Genomic DNA, 16,034 nt, shown 5'->3' with positions numbered 1-16,034 from the left:
ACCGCGCGGTGTCGTCCTTGACGTGCGTACGGTCCTGCGGCGCCCGTCCCGTGGGGATTGCCCGGTGGAAGAGCGTGGGGGAAAGGTAGTGAAGGAAGTGTCGTGACGGAAGTGGTTGTCCAAAATTCGGTCGTGATCGACACCAACAGCGCGACGAAACCGGGGCAGAAACACCCATTTCGCCGGGCCCGTCAGGACGTGGTTCCGCCCCCGGTCCGAAGTCCGGACACACCGGGGCGGACGGCCCGGGCGAACGCCGGGGCGGGCGGACCGACTCGCGGCCGCCCGCCGTACCGTTCCGGTGGCTACTTCGCCCACTCGCGGATCTTGGCGATCCGCGCCTTCAGCTGGTTGGCGGTGGCCTGCGCGGTCAGCGGGCCGCCGCACTGGCGGCGCAGCTCGTTGTGGATGGTGCCGTGCGGCTGGTTGGTGCGGTGGTGCCAGGCGGCCACCAGCGCGTTCAGCTCCTTGCGCAGCTCCCGCAGCTCCTGGTGGGTGACGACCGGCCGCTGCTCGGCCGGCAGCTCCAGCAGGTCGGCCTCCTCGGCGGGCTTGCCCTTGCTGCGCTGGATCTGCCGGTGCTGGCGCTTCTGCAGCAGCATCTGCACCTGGTCCGGCTCCAGCAGGCCGGGGATGCCGAGGTAGTCGTCCTCCTCCTCGCTCCCCGGGTGGGCCTGCATGCCGAACTCCATGGCGTTGTACAGCACCCGGTCGAAGACCGCGTCGGAGCCGATCGCCTCGTAGGAGAACTCCTCGCCGCCCGCGCCGTCCGGCCCGTCGTTGGCCCGCTCGGCCTCGGCGAGCAGCCGGTCCTCCTCGTCGAAGAGACCCTCGCCCTCCTTCTTCGGCCGGTCCAGCACGTGGTCGCGCTGGAGCTCCATCTCGTTGGCGAAGCCGAGCAGCATCGGGATGGTCGGCAGGAACACCGAGGCGGTCTCGCCGCGCTTGCGGGCGCGCACGAAGCGGCCGACGGCCTGGGCGAAGAACAGCGGGGTGGAGATCGAGGTCGCATACACCCCGACGCACAGCCGCGGCACGTCGACGCCCTCGGACACCATCCGGACCGCGACCATCCAGCGCGAGTCCCCGGCCGCGTAGTCGGAGATCCGCTTGGAGGCCTCGGTCTCGTCGGAGAGCACCACGGTGGCCTTCTCGCCGGTGATCTCGCGCAGCATCTTGGCGTAGGCGCGCGCGGTGTTCTGGTCGGTGGCGATGACCAGCCCGCCGGCGTCCGGGATCGCCTTGCGGACCTCGGACAGCCGCCGGTCGGCGGCCTGCAGCACGGCGGGGATCCACTCGCCCTGCGGGGCCAGCGCGGTGCGCCAGGCCTGGGCGATCAGGTCCTTGGTCATCGGCTCGCCGAGCCGGGCCTCCAACTCGTCGCCGGACTTGGTGCGCCAGCGCATGTTGCCGCTGTAGCTGAGGAAGATCACCGGGCGGACGACGTGGTCGGCGAGCGCGTGCCCGTAGCCGTAGGTGTAGTCGGCGACGGACTTGCGGATGCCGTCGCCGCCGGCCTCGTACTGGACGAACGGGATCGGGTTGGTGTCGGAGCGGAACGGCGTCCCGGTCAGCGACAGCCGGCGGGTGGCCGGCTCGAAGGCCTCGAAGCAGGCCTCGCCCCAGGACTTGGAGTCGCCGGCGTGGTGGATCTCGTCCATGATCACGAGGGTCTTGCGCGCCTCGGTCCGGTTGCGGTGCAGCATCGGGTTGACCCCGATGCCCGCGTAGGTGACCACGATGCCGTGGTAGTCCCGGGAGAGCGGGCCGGAGGAGTACGCCGGGTCGAGCCTGATGCCTATCCGCGCGGCGGCCTCGGCCCACTGCTTCTTCAGGTGCTCGGTCGGCGCGACGACGGTCACCTGCTGCACCAGGTGGTTGTGCAGCAGGTACGAGGCCAGGGTGAGCGCGAAGGTGGTCTTACCGGCGCCCGGGGTGGCGACCGCGAGGAAGTCGCGCGGCTGCGTCTCGATGTACTTGTCCAGCGCGCCCTGCTGCCAGGCCCGCAGCTTGCCCGCGGTGCCCCAGGGGGCGCGGCCGGGGAAGGCCGGCGAGAGGTGGTGCGAGGCGGCGGGCCCGGAGCCCCGGGCGGGGCCCTGCGGCTCCGGCACGTCGGAGAACAGGGGCATCGAGGAGGCGGCGGCAGTACTCACGGTCTCCGAGGGGGATCATCGCAGGTCAGAGGCGGTTTTTCAGCCCCGTCCCGCGGTCGGGCGGCGATCGGACAACCCGCCCAGCGTACCGGCCCGGCGCCGCCGGGGCGGCCAGGCGAGGCTCCGCGCCGGGCCCGGGCGGCCGGAAACCGACGTGACGCGGATCACATCCGATCGGATCCGAAACCGGGTAATCACGGCCGGTCCCAGGACTCTCACCAGGGTGAGGCCGTCCCGACCCTCCCCCCTGCCGACCGGCCTCACACCGACCCGAAGGGACTCGCCGTGCACACCCCCACCGAAGAGACCGTCCAGGCCCGCCTGATCCTCTCCCCCCACCGCTCCGTCCGGCTGCGGGTCGTCCTGACCTACCGGCCGGAGGACCCGCTCGCCGTCCGGATGGCCTTCCCCGCCGAGTTCTCCCTGGACGGGCCGGCGGACGGCGGCCCGGGCGGGGAGGCCGCCGACGACATCGTCTGGATCTTCGCCCGCCAGCTGCTCTCGGCCGGCCTGGAACTGCCGGCCGGTGTCGGCGACGTCCACATCCGGCCCGCGCTCGGCCGGCGCACCATGGTCGAGCTGCGGGCGCCGGAGGGCACCGCGCTGCTCCAGTTCGACACCACCGACCTGCGGCGCTTCCTGTGGCGCAGCCGGCTGCTCGTCCCCGAGGGCGAGGAGCACCTGTACCTGGACGCCGACCGCGCGCTCGCCGAGCTGCTCGGCTGAGCGGCGGACCGGCGCGCGGCGGCCGGCGTCCGGAGGCGCCCCCGCGCTTCCGGCCGCCCCCCCGGGTCCGGGGCCCGGGTGCCCGTCCGGCGCCGCCGCCCTCAGCCCGACAGCCTGCGCATCAGCCGGACGCCCTGCGCCGGCGTCAGGTGCGGCAGGTACGCCTTGCCGATCGCCCTGGTGATGCTGGGCAGCGCGGCGGGGTCGGGGTACGCCATGTACATCGGCCGGTACTCCGGCTGGAACTTCGCCTTGAACGCGAGCAGCGAGCGGAAGCCGTACACCGGCTCCAGCACCCGGCCCATCCAGTCCAGCATCCGCTGCAGGCCGGTGGGCCCCTCGTCCTGCCCGGAACGGGCCAGCGGCGCGCCGGAGAGCGACAGGAAGCGCGCGCCCTCCTCCTTGAAGCCCAGCGCGGCCGAGGCGATCAGGAACTCGTTGACGCCGCGGAAGCCGTCCGAGCGCCGGCGCATGAAGTCCAGCGTCCAGCCGACCGGCACGCCGTCCTCGTACACCGGCATCCAGCTGGTCAGCCCGTGCACGACGCGCTGCTCGTCCACCGCGATCAGCACCCGGACGTCCGGGTCGTCCAGTTCCTCCAGCCCGCCGAGCGTGAAGCCCATCTCGGGCAGGCCCTTCTCGGAGACCCACTCCTCGGAGATCGCCCGGATCTGGTCCCGCAGCGCGAGCGGCGCCTCGTGGTAGGCCCACCACTCGGCGGTGATGCCCTGCTTGCCGGCCTTGTTGAGCGCCGTCCGGATGTCCTGCCACTTGCGGCCGGTGAAGGCCAGCTCGGGCAGCGCGACCACGGTGTCCTCGGCGACCTGCACCGAGCGCCAGCCGAGCTGCCCGGCGGCGGCCCTGGTCTGCGGGGAGACGCTGTAGAAGCACGGCGTCCAGCCCCGCGCGTCGCAGTACCGGGCGAAGCCGGCCACCGCCCCGGCCCGGGCCTCCGGCGCGCCGAACGGGTCGCCGGTGGTCAGCGCCACGGTGCCCAGCACCCGGTAGGCGACCGCCGCCCGGCCCTCCTCGTCGAACCAGTAGTGGTTGCCGTCCCAGGTGGTGATGAACGACAGCGTCCCGCCGCCGTGCGCGGTGAGCAGCGCCCTGGCCCGGGCGGCCGCCGCCGCGTCGGTGTGCACCACCGGCCGGCGGAAGGCGAGCAGCAGCGCGCTCAGCGCGACCACCCAGAACGCCAGCCCGCAGTACGTCTCCAGGAAGAGCGCCACCGGGCCGACCGCGATCGGGTAGTCCGGCGTCAGGTCGTTGTACGCGGGCGGCAGGAACTGCGCCGGCAGCCCGTGCAGCAGCCTGCGGAAGGTCGCCCCGGGCTCGAACTGGTCGGCCGCGAGGACGCCGAGCCCGGTGTACGCGGCGGAGGCGGCCAGCGCGGCGCCGCCGGTCAGCGCCGCCAGCCGGCGCACCGACCGGCCGGACAGCCGCAGCCGGAACCGCTGGCGGTTGGCCAGCAGCAGGCCGATGGTCAGCAGCGGCAGCAGCAGCGCCTCGACGAAGTACTGGACCGCGTCGCCGCCGACCGGGCCGGAGCCGAGGTACAGCCAGCACAGCAGCCCCGCCCAGAGCAGCTCGGTGGCGATGGTGACCCGCCAGGCGAGCCGCAGCCCCCGGCGCAGCCCCTCGGCCAGGACCAGCAGCAGCGCCGGGAAGACGGCGGCCATCAGGCGGCCCGGGGTGTCGAAGATCCGCTCCACGGCGTGCGCGCGGGCGCAGTCGTGCGCCGAGACCGCGCAGAGGTCGGCCACCTCGTCCGGGCTGAGCCGGTGCGAGAAGTACAGCTCGGAGAAGGTGTTGAACGGCCCGCTGGCGTTGTCGTACAGCGAGGCGATCAGCGGCCCGAGGGCGGCGGCGACCAGGCAGACCGCCACCAGCACCCGGGTCTCGGAGTGCGAGGAGCGGTGGGTGCGCAGCCGCAGCCGGCCCCGGCCGAGCAGTGCGCCGACGCCCAGCCCGACGAGCGCGGCGGCGCACCGCTGGACGCTCTGCAGGTGGCCCACGTAGAGGGTCATGACCAGCGGGACGAGCAGCACCAGCAGGTGCAGCCGGCGGCGCCAGAGCACGGTCAGCCGGTAGCCGAGCACCCCGGCCAGGGTGAACAGGCCGATGGCGGGGCCGACGGCGGTCTGGTCGGCCACCGAGGCGGTCCACTGCTCGCCGACCCGGGAGCCGACCGCGATCAGCCCGGCGCCGAGCAGGGTGCCCGCCAGCTGCCCGCCGACCAGCACCGCGAGCGTGCGCACCCGCCCGAGCCGGTGCTCGGCGGCCGGGCCGACCAGGAGCAGCAGCAGGCTGGTGAACACGTACGAGCCCGCGCCGGAGCACCAGAACAGCGAGGTGAACGGCGTCCACCAACGGCCCTCGGCGAGGGTGGGCAGGCCGACCCCGACCCGGTCGAGCAGCCGCTCCGACGGCCCGTGGGCCAGGCTGCCGGTGGCCGCGCCGAGCGCCCAGAGCCCGGCCAGCAGCACCAGCGTCAGCGGCGCCGAGCGGAGCCACCCGCCGAGTGCCCGGGCCGCCCGGCGGGCCCGCTGCGGGCCCGGCTCCGGCGTCCGGGTGACCGGGCCGCGGTCCGGCCGGTCCGCCTCCTGTTGGCGCTCGCCGACGACGGCGGGCGCGGTGCCGACGCCGATCACCTGATCAGCCCGGTCTGCTGGGCGAGCCAGGGGATCTGCTGGACGATGCCGGGGCGGAACACGACCCAGCCGTGGTCACCCGGCATCAGCTCGAACTTGGCCTTCATCCCGGCCGCCTTCACGGACTTGTAGACCTCCTCCATCTGCGGCCGGAACTCGGTGTCGTTCTTGCCGACCACCATGGCGACGGCGGTGTCCGGGAACCGCTTGCGGGCCATCACCTGGACCGGGTCGACGGCGTCGAACTTCGCCTCGTCCCCGTCGTAGGCCGCGTTGACGGTGTCGGCCCGGGTGCCCAGGGTGGGCTCCAGCTGCCCGGACATGTCGAGCACGGTGCCGAAGACGTCGGGGGCGTTGACGCCGAGCTGGAGCGCGCAGGTGCCGCCCATCGAGGCGCCGCCCACGGCCCAGGACTTCCGGCCCTGGGCGGTCTGCAGGTTCTGGTGGATCCAGTCGGGGACGTCCTCGGCCAGGTAGGTGTGCACGTTGGCGATCTTGGAGTCCAGGCAGAGCGTGTTGGCCCAGGTCGAGCCCAGCTGATCCGGCATCACCACGATCGGCGCGAGGCCGCCGTGCTCCTTCGCGAAGTCGTCCATCGCCTCGTTCACCTGCCCGGAGAGCACCCAGTCCCCCGGGATGCCGGGCTGGCCGCTGATCAGCATGACCACCGGCAGCAGCGGGCGCGGGTTGGCCTGGTAGGCGGGCGGCAGGTAGACGTACGCGTCGCGGGCCTGGAAGCCGGACTTGGTCCCGGGGATCGGCACCACCGAGACGGTGCCCTTGTCCGGCAGGTCCGCCGGGGGCTTCCAGACCTCGGAGAGCACCTTGTCCGCCGGGGCGGCGGCCGTCCGCGCGACCTTGGGTGCGACCAGGTCGTCGGTCTTGGTCAGCCACGGCGCGAGCATCACCCGGCCGCTCGGGAACTGCCCGAAGCCGATGTTGATCTCGGAGGCGGCCATCAGCAGCACCAGCGAGCTCAGGCCGAGCGCGAGCGCCTTGCGCCGCCAGGCCAGTCGGCGTATTCGCCAGCCGGCCAGGCAGAAGCCGAGCAGGGCGACGGCGATCCACCAGGTGACGTACTCGGGCGTGCCCTCGGGGAAGGGATGCCACCAGCCGTCGACCACGACGTCGAGCAGCAGGCTCAGGGCCGCCGCGGTGAACAGGGCGGCGGGCAGCCGGAAGCGCCACCAGTTCCGGCTCCGGCCGACGGCGAGCGCGAGCAGCGCGACCCAGCCGACGACGTACACGGCGTACGGAATCGGGCCGTGGGTGAGCGGCCAGTCGATCGGGTTCCAGCGGGTGGCGAGGGTCAGCGTGGTCATGCGGGTTTACCCGGCCGGGTGGTGTCGGCCAGGAAGCCGTAGGCGACGACGTTGCCCTCGTAGCCGTGCTCGTCGCTGTACGCGCCGCCGCAGGTGATGACCCGCAGCTGTGCGTCGGCGGCCTGGCGGTACACCCGGTCGTCCGGGAAGTCCTTTCGGTCGTGCACTTCGATGGCGTACAGCTGGTAGACGGCGACGGCGCCGTCCGCGCGGACGATCTCGATCCGGTCGCCGCGGCGCAGTGCTCCCAGATGGTAGAAGACGGCCGGGCCTGCCTTGTTGTCGACGTGTCCGGCCAGGATGGCGGTGCCGCGCTGCCCGGGGCTGGCCCCGCCGCGGTACCAGCCCGCCAGGTTGCGGTCCGCCTCGGGCGGGGCCTGGAGGTGGCCGCGGGAGTCGAGGCCGAGCGTAGTCACCGGGGCGTCCAGCCGGACGACCGGGATGCGGATCCGGATGGGGTCGGACGGGCCGAGCGGCGGAACGACGGAGACCGGGGCGAAGCCGGACAGGGCCTGCGCGACGCCGGGGACGGGCGGCGGCGCGCCCGGTCCGCCGTCGTGCAGCAGCCAGGCGCCGAGCACCAGCGCGGCACCGGCCGCCAGGGTGCCCGGCCACGGGCCCCTGCTCTGCTGGACGCCCACGGGCGCTCCCCTCTGCCGACGGATTCCCGATCCTGGGAGTTCCCTGGGAACAATTCAATCCGATCGGACCTTAAAGCACGTCCATACGACGGTCGTACCGACACCCGCCGATCGGCAGGGCCACCGGTCCGATCACTGCGCCGAGTGGGTGCCCCGTGACGGAACGCGACGGCCGGCCCCCAGGCGTCGACGCCGCCCGGACACCTCGGCATGAGCTTCGACGGCGGACGGGGTCGATCCGGTTGCGTCAATCAGGCGATCGATTACGACCGTCCGTGGAGCCTCTCCGACCGATCGAGCCCACATGCCATGCTGACCCGGTCATGGGTTCTATCACCCCACTCGTCCGACCGGACTTTCGCACGCCTGTACGCATGCTGAACGCCTCATGAACGGAGTGACCATGGACGCTCTCTCCCGCCGAACCCTGCTGGCCGCCGGAGCGGCCACCGCCGCCACCCTGGCGGCCGGCTGCGGCAGCAACAGCGTCGGCGGCGGAGAGCGGGCGACCGGCGCCGGGTTCCCCGCCGCCGTCCCCACCAGCGACGCGGCCACCACCCGGGGCGGCATCCCCGCACCCGCCCCCAAGCCGCAGGCCGCCCTGATCGGCGACGGCTCCACCTCCGACACCGGCGCCCAGCCCCACCAGCCCGTCCCCGAACGCCTCAAGGCCGGCGAGCGCCCGCCGCAGTTCGTGGTCTTCTCCTGGGACGGCGCCGGCGAGCTCGACAACGGCCTGTTCGCCCGCTTCCGCCGGCTGGCGCGGGAGCACAACGCGTCGATGACCTTCTTCCTCAGCGGCCTCTACCTGCTGCCCGAGTCCAAGAAGGACCTCTACCGCCCCCCGCAGCACAAGGTCGGCGCCTCCGAGATCGGTTACCTGAGCGACCAGCACATCCACGACACCCTGGAGAACGTGCACGCGGCCTGGCTGGAGGGCCACGAGATCGGCACCCACTTCAACGGCCACTTCTGCGGCTCCACCGGCGTCGGCAAGTGGTCCCCGGAGGAGTGGGACAGCGAGATCCAGCAGGCGATGGACTTCGTGACCAACTGGCGGACCAACACCGGCTTCACCGACCTGCCCGCGCTGCCCTTCGACTACCGCAAGGAGCTGATCGGCAGCCGCACCCCCTGCCTGGAGGGCCAGCGCAACCTGCTGCCCACCGCCGTCAAGCGCGGCTGGCGCTACGACAGCAGCGGCAACGGCACCCAGGTGTGGCCGCAGAAGATCCAGGGCGGCGCGCTCTGGGACCTCCCGCTGCAGTCCATCCCCTTCCCCGGGCACACCTTCCAGGTGCTGTCGATGGACTACAACATCATGTACAACCAGTGCGGCCCCAACACCAAGGCCGACCCGGCGCTCCACCCGGGCTTCCAGACCCAGGCCCGCGACTCCTACCTGATGGGCTTCGACCGCACGTACAACAGCAACCGCGCGCCGTACATCATCGGCAACCACTTCGAGGAGTGGAACGGCGGCATCTACATGAACGCCGTCGAGGAGGTGCTGAAGAGCATCGCGGGCAAGCCCGAGGTCCGGCTGGTCTCGTTCCGCCAGCTGGTGGACTGGCTGGACGCCCAGGACCCGGCGGTGCTGCGCAAGCTGCAGAGCCTCGCCCCGGGCCAGTCGCCGGCAGGCGGCTGGGGGAGCTTCCTCGGCACCCCGGCGGCGCCGCCGGTGCCCTCCGCCGGCGCCACCGCCTCCGCCGGCGCCACCGCCTCCGCCGTCGGCTGACCGTCAGGCCTTGCGGACCCGGCCGGAGACCAGCGCGCCCAGCAGGGCCACCCCGGTCATGGTCAGGAAGATCACCGCGAAGGCGCCGGTCGAGCCGGCACCCTCGACGCCCTCGTGGGCGGCGGCCACCGAGCCGCCGCCCAGCGCCGCGAACAGCACCCCGGACAGGCCGACCAGCAGCACGTTGCCCAGCGCGTCGCTCATCTGCAGCGAGGCCGAGTTGGCCCCGGCGTCCTCCGGCGTGGACAGCTTCATCATCAGGACGCTGACGCTCGCGACCGTCAGCCCCATCCCGATCCCGCCGACACCCCAGGCCACCGCCGCCGCCCAGGCCGGCACCGCCGGGACCAGCACCAGCGCGGCGCCCGCGATCGCCACCGCGGTCAGCACGAACCCGCCCCGGATCATCGCCTCGCGGTAGCGCTCGGCCCCGGGCCGCCCCTGCAACCACGAGCCCAGCGCCCAGGACAGGCCGCCGCTGGTCAGGGTGAGCCCGGCCAGCGTCGGCGACAGGCCGCGCTGGGTGACCATCATCAGCGGGATGAACGACTCGGCCGCGAAGAACGCCCCCGCGGCCACCCCGCGCAGCAGGATCACCGTGGGCAGCCCGCGCCCGGCCCGCAGCGTCCCGGTGGGCAGCAGCCCCAGCACGGCGGGCAGCAGCAGCGCCGCCCCGGCCGCCGCCGGGAGCAGCCCGATCAGGTCCAGCCGCTGGCCCGCGTACTGCAGCAGGCCGGCCCCGAGCGCCGCCATCGCGGCCAGCACGGTGCGCCGGCGGTCGAAGTCCGCGCCCTTGAGCACCGGGTGGTCCCGCTCGGAGCGGGCCAGCGCCGGGCCCATCACCGCCAGCGGCAGCAGGATCAGCACCGGGACGGCCAGGAACACCCAGCGCCAGCCCAGGTGCTGGGTGATCGCCCCGGAGACCACCGGGCCGACGATCGAGGGCAGCACCCAGGCCGAGGAGAAGGCCGCGAACACCGCCGGGCGCAGCCGCTCCGGGTAGGCCCGGCCGACCACCACGTACAGGGCGACGATCACCAGTCCGCCGCCCAGGCCCTGGATCGCCCGCCCGGCCACGAACATCCACATCCCCGGCGCCGTCCCGGCCACCACCAGGCCCATGCCGAACACCGCGATGCCGGTGAACAGCGGCTGGAGCGGGCCGCGCCGGTCGCACCACTGGCCGGAGACGACCAGGGCGAACAGCGTGGTGGTGAAGTAGCCGGAGAAAGCGAAGGCGTACAGCCCGATGCCGTCCAGCTGGCGGGCCGCCACCGGCATCGCGGTGTTGACGGCCGTCGCCTCGAAGGCGAGCAGCAGGACCACCGAGACGATCCCCAGCGTCAGCGCCCGGTAGCGGCCGCTGAGCACCCCGCCGCCGGGGTCGTCATCGAGGGGTATCGGCGCGGAGTCGACCGAGGTGGGAGAGGCAGTGGTCATGGGTGACATCGTAAGGGCCGTCTTCGTCCGTGACCCCTGACCGGAGTTGGTGACCAGCTAGGTCTCAGGGCCTAGGCCCGAGGTCAGTGCAGCACCTTCAGGCCGACCACGCCGGAGACGATGAGCAGCAGGCAGCCGATCCGGGCCGCCGTCACCGCGTCCCCCAGGACGGCCATGCCGTAGAGCGCGGTGCCGACCGCACCGATGCCGACCCACACCGCGTACCCGGTGCCGATCGGAATGGTGCGCATCGCGTACGCCAGCCCGCCCATGCTCAACAGCAGGGCGACGCCGAAGACGAGGCTGGGGACGAGCCGGGAAAAGCCCTTGGACGACTCCAGGGCCACCGCCCACACGGTCTCCAGGACACCCGAGACGATCAGAACGAGCCAAGCCATGACGGCCGTACCTCCGCAGTCCACAGCGGCCGGATTGCCGCTGAACTGCGCCGTCTTGTCGTCACCGGGTACGACGCGCTCGTCCGGGGTGGCCGGACACCGGCCACCTGGCTCCGACGGTAACACAGGTTGCCATACAGAATTTACATTCCGCCGTTGACGGCCCCCCACGTATTCCGCCACTATGAATTCACTGGCCGTGTGCCCGAGTGGCTTAGGGAACCGTCTGCAAAGCGGTGTACACGGGTTCGATTCCCGTCATGGCCTCGCTGGAAAAAGGAATTGCCGGTCGACATTCCGTCGACCGGCAATTCCTTTTCAGGCGTTTCCGGGGCGGTCGGCGCAAAGCCGCCCGCCCCGGTCCGTCAGACCGCGACCGCGTCCTCCGGCCGGATCGGCAGCCGGCCGACCGGCAGTCCGGTGGCGGCCCGGACGGCGGCGGCGACGGCCGCCGGGGCGACCACCGCGGGGACGGCGCTGACCGCCTTGGCGCCGAAGGTGGCGACCACGTCCCGCTCCTCCAGCAGGGCGGCGATCCGCACCTCCGGGGTGTCCAGGGCGGTGGGCAGCCGGTAGCCGGTGAGCGAGGGGTTCTGCAGCACGCCGCCCTCGGTGCGCAGGTCCTCCAGCAGGGCCAGGCCGACACCCTGGGCCACGCCCGCCTCGATCCGGTCCTCGATCTGTCGCGGGTTCAGCGCCCGGCCGACGTCCTGGGCGACCGTCATCTCGACCACCCGGACGGCGCCCAGCTCGATGTCCACGTCCACCACCGCGCGCATCGCGCAGAACGCGATGGACACGAAGGCGTCGCCCTGCCCGGACTCGTCCAGCGGCTCGGTGGGGTGCGGGCGGCACTGCGCGGTCGCCCAGAGCTCCTTGCCCTCCAGCGCCTCGGCGACCGGCATGCCGAGCACCCCGTCGTACGAGGTGATCTTGCCGTCGGCGATCTGCAGCAGTTCCACCGACATCCCGAAGTTGGCGGCGATCGGCTGCAGCAGCTGGTGGCGCACCATCAGCGCGGCGCGCTCGACGGCGCCGCCGGAGACCCAGGTGTGCCGTCCACGGGCGGAGGGCCCGGCGATCGACTGGTCGCTGTCGGCCGGCGCGATGTACACCTCGCTGACGCCCAGCACGGTCTGCACGATCTGCCGGGCCAGCGTGGCGAAGCCCTGCCCGGAGTCGACGGCCGCGCAGATCACCGTGGCGTGGTCGCCACTGACCCGCACGGTGGCCGTGGAGACCTCGTCCTCGCCCTCGGCGCCGAGCATGTGCACCATGCCGACGGCGTAGCCGATCCCGCGCCGCACCGCCGCCGGGTCGCCGGCGCCGCCGGGCCCGCCCGGCAGCAGCCACTCGGCGTCCGGGTCGTCCACCGGCAGGGCCGGCAGCGGCTCGGCCGCGACGGCCTCCAGCAGCGCGCCCACCGGCGCCGGGCAGGTGACGGCCTGCCCGGTGGGCATCGGGTCGCCGGTGGCCATCGCGTTGCGGCGGCGGATCTCCACCGGGTCCACGCCGAGCCGGGCGGCCAGCTGGTCCAGCTGCGACTCGTAGGCGAAACAGGCCTGCAGTGCGCCCTCGCCGCGCATCCGCCCGGCCGGCGGGTTGTTGGTGCGCACCGCCCAGGCGTCCACGAAGACGTTCGGGCAGACGTACGGGCCGACCGAGAAGGCGGCGGCGGCGGCCAGCGCCTCGGCGGAGACGTCCGCGTACGCGCCGCCGTCCAGCAGGATCTGCGCCTCGACCTTCACCAGGGTGCCCTCGGCGTCGGCGTGGTGGCGGTAGCGCAGGAGCGCGGGGTGGCGCGAGGTGTGGGTCTGGAAGGACTCCTCGCGGGTGAGGGTCATCTTCACCGGGCGACCGGTGCGCAGCGCCAGCAGCGCCAGGGTGACCTGGAAGGAGATGTCCTCGCGGTCGGTGGTCGCGCCGGGCACGCCGGTGACCACCAGCCGGACCCGGTCGGGCTCCAGGCCGAGGCAGGCGGCGGTGCGGTCGCGGTCCCCGTGCGGATCGGTGGAGGACAGGTGCAGTTCGACGCCGCCGTCCGGGCGCGGCACGGCCAGCCCGGCCTCGGCGCCGAGCGGGGCCGGGTCCTGCCGGCCGACCTGGTAGAGGCCCTCGACGACGATCTCGCCGACCGCGTCCGGGTCCCCGGTGCGCAGCGGCAGGTGGCGGAACAGGTTGCCGTCCGGGTGCAGCGCCGGGGCGGTGAAGGCCTGCTCGGGGTCGGTGACGGCCTCCAGCGGCTCGTAGTCGACCGCGATCAGGCCGACCGCCAGCCGGGCGGTGTCGGGGTGGTCGGCGGCCACCGCGGCGATCGGCTCGCCGTGGTGGCGCACCACGCCCGCGGCCAGCACCGGCCGGTCGGCGACGATCGGCCCGGCCGGGGCGCCGTCCGGGCCGCCGTCCGGGCCGGGCGGCAGGTCCGCGGCGGTGACCACGGCGTGCACTCCGGGCAGCGCGAGCGCGGCCGAGGTGTCGATGCCCCGGATCCGGGCGTGCGGGTGCGGCGAGCGCAGCACCGCGCCCCAGAGCAGCCCTTCGGCCCACAGGTCGGCCGCGTACGGGTAGATGCCGAGCGCCTTGGGCAGCGCGTCGCTGCGCAGCGGTGAGCTGCCCAGGCCGAACGGCTCCGGTGCGCCGCCCTCGCCGCCGTCCTGCTGGAGTGCTGCGCCGATGTCGGTAGGCGACGTCATGATGCGTGGTCGTCCTCGGTGAGCCGGATGCCGTGGGCGGGGGTGGCGCCGTACGGGACGCCGGGCGGGGCGGTGCCCTCGGCCGGGGCGCCGTGCGGGGGCGTGGCGACGTACGGCGTGCCGTGCGGGGGCGTGCCGTCGAAGGCGGTGCCCGGCAGGGGCGTGCCGTGCGCGGGGGTGGGCTGGTAGACCGGGGCGTCGTCGTACCCGGTGTCGTAGCCGCTCTGCTGCGGGTAGCCGCCGGGCACGTAGGTGCCGTGGGCGGGGGTGCCCTGGTACGGCTGCTCGGGGTAGCCCTGCGGCGGGTAGTACACCTGGTCGTCGGCGGTCTGGGCGGGCATGCCCTGGACCGGCGTCAGGACGGCGGTGTCGTACACGCCGCTGTCGTAGCCGCCCGGCCCGTCGCCGTACGGCTCCCCGGCGCCCGCCGGGGTCTGCTCGGCGGGCGGCTGCGGAACGTGCTCGATCCAGGCGTCGGCGTCGGTGTAGACCGGCGGTTCGACGGCGGCCGCGGGTTCGGCGGCCGGCTCCTCGGCGGGGCGGTCGGCGGCGGGCTGGTCGGCGGCCGCGGCCTGCTCGGCCTGCTCGGCGGTCTCCTCCGCCTCCTCGACGTCCGAGGCGCGCCCGTCCGCGATGCTCTGGACGGCGGCCAGCACGCCCCGGTAGCCGGTGCAGCGGCAGAGGTTGCCGCAGAGCGCCTGGCGGGCCTCGACCTCGGTCGGGCGGTGGTTGCGCTGGAGCAGGTCGTGCACGGCCATCGCCATGCCGGGGGTGCAGTAGCCGCACTGCACCGCGCCGGACTCGGCCAGCGCCTGCTGGACGTCGCTCGCGCCGCCGGCGGCCGACAGGCCCTCAACGGTGTTGATCTCGCTGTCGGCGGCCAGGGCGGCGGGCACCAGGCAGCCGGCCACCAGCTGGCCGTCCACCTGCACCGAGCAGGCCCCGCACTCGCCCTGCTCGCAGCCGTCCTTGGCGCCGGCCAGGCCGAGCCGCTCGCGCAGCACGTAGAGCAGGCTCTCGCCGATCCAGGCGTCGGTGACGGGCCGTTCGAAACCGTTGACCCGCAAGGTGTACGAGGCGCACGGGCGCAGCTCGCGGCTGACCTGCGGGGTGAGGCCGAGCGGGTCGGCGTCGAGGGTCTCGTTGGGGTCTGTGGTCACTTCAGCGCCCTTCCCAGTGCCCGTCGGGCCAGCACCGATACGGTACGCCGCAGCCGAACGGCGGCCGCGCTCGGCCCCTCGGTCACGGCCTCCCAGGCGCCTTCGGCGCCGTAGCTGTCGGGGACGCACGCGGCGGCCACGTACTCGCCGAAGGCGGCGGTCGCGGCCGGGTCGATCTCCCTGCTGCCGTCCCAGTCGATGCAGCCGGCCACCCAGGCCTCGGCCTCCAGCGGGCGCAGCGGCACCGGGGCGACGGCGCCGACCGCGCAGCGCACGGCGCGCCGGGCGGGGTCGAGGACCAGCGCGACGGAGGCGGTGGCGCGGGCCGGGCCGCTGCGGCCGGTGGCCTTGAGGAAGACCTGCGGGGCGTGCAGCAGCGGGACGCGCACCCAGGTGAGCAGTTCGCCGGGGCGCACCGGGTCGAGGCCGGTGAGCAGGTGACTGACCGGCACCTCCCGGCTGGCGCCGGCCCGGGCGAGGGTGACGCTGGCCTCCAGGGCGGTGAGCACCGGGAGGGTGTCGCCGGCCGGGGCGGCGGTGACGATGTTGCCGCCGAGGGTGCCGACGTTGCGGACCTGCGGCGGGCCGGCCGTGCGGGCGGCGTCCGCGAGCGCGGGGATCAGCGCGGCGAAGTCGGGGCGGTCCATCCGGGCGTGGGTGAGTCCGGCGCCGAGGACGGCGGTGCCGCCGTCCTCGTAGCGCCAGCCGCGCAGTTCGGTGATCCGGCCGAGGCCGACCAGGGCGGCGGGGCGCAGCCGCCCTGCGTTGACGGCCTCCATCAGGTCGGTGGCTCCGGCCACCGGTACCGCGGCCGGGGTGGCGGCCAGCGCGTCGACGGCCTCGTCGAGGGAGGCCGGCAGCATGATCGTCCGGTTCACCTGGGTCCCACCGTGCTCCACTTGCTCATCGATCGCCTGCCGCCCGCGGCCTTCGGCCGTGGTGTCCGCGTCAGCAGCCCGGCCTGGCCCGTAGGGTACGGGCGATCGGGCCGGGTTGGGCAACTCTGGCACACAATGCTCGATGATCATTTCGGGGTCGGTGAACGGGACTGCCCGATTGGGACGGATACCGGGCGGTATCTGCCCCGACCCGAATCGGGCCAGGGCAGATGT

The 16,034-nt window shown here is 73.9% G+C and carries 11 protein-coding genes, 1 tRNA gene and 1 riboswitch; of the genes, 3 read left to right on the top strand and 9 right to left on the bottom strand.

Annotated elements, in window-relative coordinates; all coding sequences use genetic code 11:
- Positions 1-305: 305 nt before the first annotated feature.
- Complete coding sequence (locus tag ACIOJE_RS16425) at positions 306-2,129, bottom strand: DEAD/DEAH box helicase (RefSeq protein WP_280680192.1); 1,824 nt, start codon at positions 2,127-2,129, stop codon at positions 306-308.
- 309 nt (positions 2,130-2,438) lie between these two features.
- Here ACIOJE_RS16425 and ACIOJE_RS16420 point away from each other — a divergent pair, with 309 nt between their 5' ends.
- Positions 2,439-2,879 (top strand): SsgA family sporulation/cell division regulator, encoded by a 441-nt coding sequence (locus ACIOJE_RS16420; RefSeq protein WP_280680100.1) that lies wholly within the window; start codon positions 2,439-2,441, stop codon positions 2,877-2,879.
- Positions 2,880-2,980: 101 nt separating this feature from the next.
- On the opposite strand, the gene ACIOJE_RS16415 is transcribed toward ACIOJE_RS16420, so the two are convergent.
- From ACIOJE_RS16415 to ACIOJE_RS16405, 3 genes are read right to left on the bottom strand one after another with little or no spacing between them, the layout of a single operon-like run.
- Positions 2,981-5,530, bottom strand: a complete 2,550-nt coding sequence (locus tag ACIOJE_RS16415; protein WP_400776825.1) for a rhomboid family intramembrane serine protease — start codon at positions 5,528-5,530, stop codon at positions 2,981-2,983.
- A complete protein-coding gene (locus ACIOJE_RS16410; RefSeq protein ID WP_400776823.1) occupies positions 5,527-6,852 on the bottom strand; it encodes an alpha/beta hydrolase in 1,326 nt (441 codons plus the stop codon). The genes ACIOJE_RS16415 and ACIOJE_RS16410 overlap by 4 nt, the downstream gene beginning before the upstream one ends.
- Positions 6,849-7,493, bottom strand: a complete 645-nt coding sequence (locus ACIOJE_RS16405; RefSeq protein ID WP_280680106.1) for a class F sortase — start codon at positions 7,491-7,493, stop codon at positions 6,849-6,851. The genes ACIOJE_RS16410 and ACIOJE_RS16405 overlap by 4 nt, the downstream gene beginning before the upstream one ends.
- Before the next feature lie 403 nt (positions 7,494-7,896).
- Between ACIOJE_RS16405 and ACIOJE_RS16400 the strand changes: the two genes are divergently transcribed.
- Positions 7,897-9,231 (top strand): hypothetical protein, encoded by a 1,335-nt coding sequence (locus ACIOJE_RS16400; protein ID WP_400776820.1) that lies wholly within the window; start codon positions 7,897-7,899, stop codon positions 9,229-9,231.
- A gap of 3 nt (positions 9,232-9,234) precedes the next feature.
- Here the strand turns inward: ACIOJE_RS16400 and ACIOJE_RS16395 are convergent, their stop codons facing one another.
- Entirely contained in the window at positions 9,235-10,671 is a 1,437-nt protein-coding gene (locus tag ACIOJE_RS16395) for an MFS transporter (protein WP_400776818.1), read from the bottom strand.
- 83 nt (positions 10,672-10,754) lie between these two features.
- Positions 10,755-11,069, bottom strand: coding sequence for a multidrug efflux SMR transporter (locus ACIOJE_RS16390; protein ID WP_280680112.1), 315 nt, complete (start codon positions 11,067-11,069; stop codon positions 10,755-10,757).
- A gap of 44 nt (positions 11,070-11,113) precedes the next feature.
- A riboswitch (guanidine-III (ykkC-III) riboswitch) is annotated at positions 11,114-11,179 on the bottom strand.
- A gap of 85 nt (positions 11,180-11,264) precedes the next feature.
- Between ACIOJE_RS16390 and ACIOJE_RS16385 the strand changes: the two genes are divergently transcribed.
- Positions 11,265-11,336: transfer RNA gene (locus tag ACIOJE_RS16385), tRNA-Cys, on the top strand.
- A gap of 98 nt (positions 11,337-11,434) precedes the next feature.
- On the opposite strand, the gene ACIOJE_RS16380 is transcribed toward ACIOJE_RS16385, so the two are convergent.
- From ACIOJE_RS16380 to ACIOJE_RS16370, 3 genes are read right to left on the bottom strand one after another with little or no spacing between them, the layout of a single operon-like run.
- Positions 11,435-13,762, bottom strand: a complete 2,328-nt coding sequence (locus ACIOJE_RS16380) for a xanthine dehydrogenase family protein molybdopterin-binding subunit (RefSeq protein WP_400776815.1) — start codon at positions 13,760-13,762, stop codon at positions 11,435-11,437.
- On the bottom strand, positions 13,759-14,922 hold the full coding sequence (locus ACIOJE_RS16375; protein WP_400776812.1) for a 2Fe-2S iron-sulfur cluster-binding protein: 1,164 nt from the start codon (positions 14,920-14,922) through the stop codon (positions 13,759-13,761). The genes ACIOJE_RS16380 and ACIOJE_RS16375 overlap by 4 nt, the downstream gene beginning before the upstream one ends.
- Positions 14,919-15,785: an FAD binding domain-containing protein gene (locus tag ACIOJE_RS16370; RefSeq protein ID WP_280680193.1), complete on the bottom strand. Its 867-nt coding sequence runs from the start codon at positions 15,783-15,785 to the stop codon at positions 14,919-14,921. Before ACIOJE_RS16370 ends, ACIOJE_RS16375 begins: the two co-directional genes overlap by 4 nt.
- Positions 15,786-16,034 lie beyond the last annotated feature (249 nt).

It is taken from the genome of Kitasatospora sp. NPDC087861 (genome assembly GCF_044742585.1).
Taxonomy (GTDB): domain Bacteria; phylum Actinomycetota; class Actinomycetes; order Streptomycetales; family Streptomycetaceae; genus Kitasatospora.
This window is presented reverse-complemented; position numbering and strand designations above follow the sequence as displayed.

Bases quoted from the DNA above. Each gene is read 5' to 3' on its own strand.
- ACIOJE_RS16425 (WP_280680192.1), bottom strand. From the start codon at position 2,129: ATGCCCCTGTTCTCCGACGTGCCGGAGCCGCAGGGCCCCGCCCGGGGC.
- ACIOJE_RS16410 (WP_400776823.1), bottom strand. From the start codon at position 6,852: ATGACCACGCTGACCCTCGCCACCCGCTGGAACCCGATCGACTGGCCG.
- ACIOJE_RS16400 (WP_400776820.1), top strand. From the start codon at position 7,897: ATGGACGCTCTCTCCCGCCGAACCCTGCTGGCCGCCGGAGCGGCCACC.
- ACIOJE_RS16395 (WP_400776818.1), bottom strand. From the start codon at position 10,671: ATGACCACTGCCTCTCCCACCTCGGTCGACTCCGCGCCGATACCCCTC.
- ACIOJE_RS16390 (WP_280680112.1), bottom strand. From the start codon at position 11,069: ATGGCTTGGCTCGTTCTGATCGTCTCGGGTGTCCTGGAGACCGTGTGG.
- ACIOJE_RS16380 (WP_400776815.1), bottom strand. From the start codon at position 13,762: ATGACGTCGCCTACCGACATCGGCGCAGCACTCCAGCAGGACGGCGGC.
- ACIOJE_RS16370 (WP_280680193.1), bottom strand. From the start codon at position 15,785: ATGCTGCCGGCCTCCCTCGACGAGGCCGTCGACGCGCTGGCCGCCACC.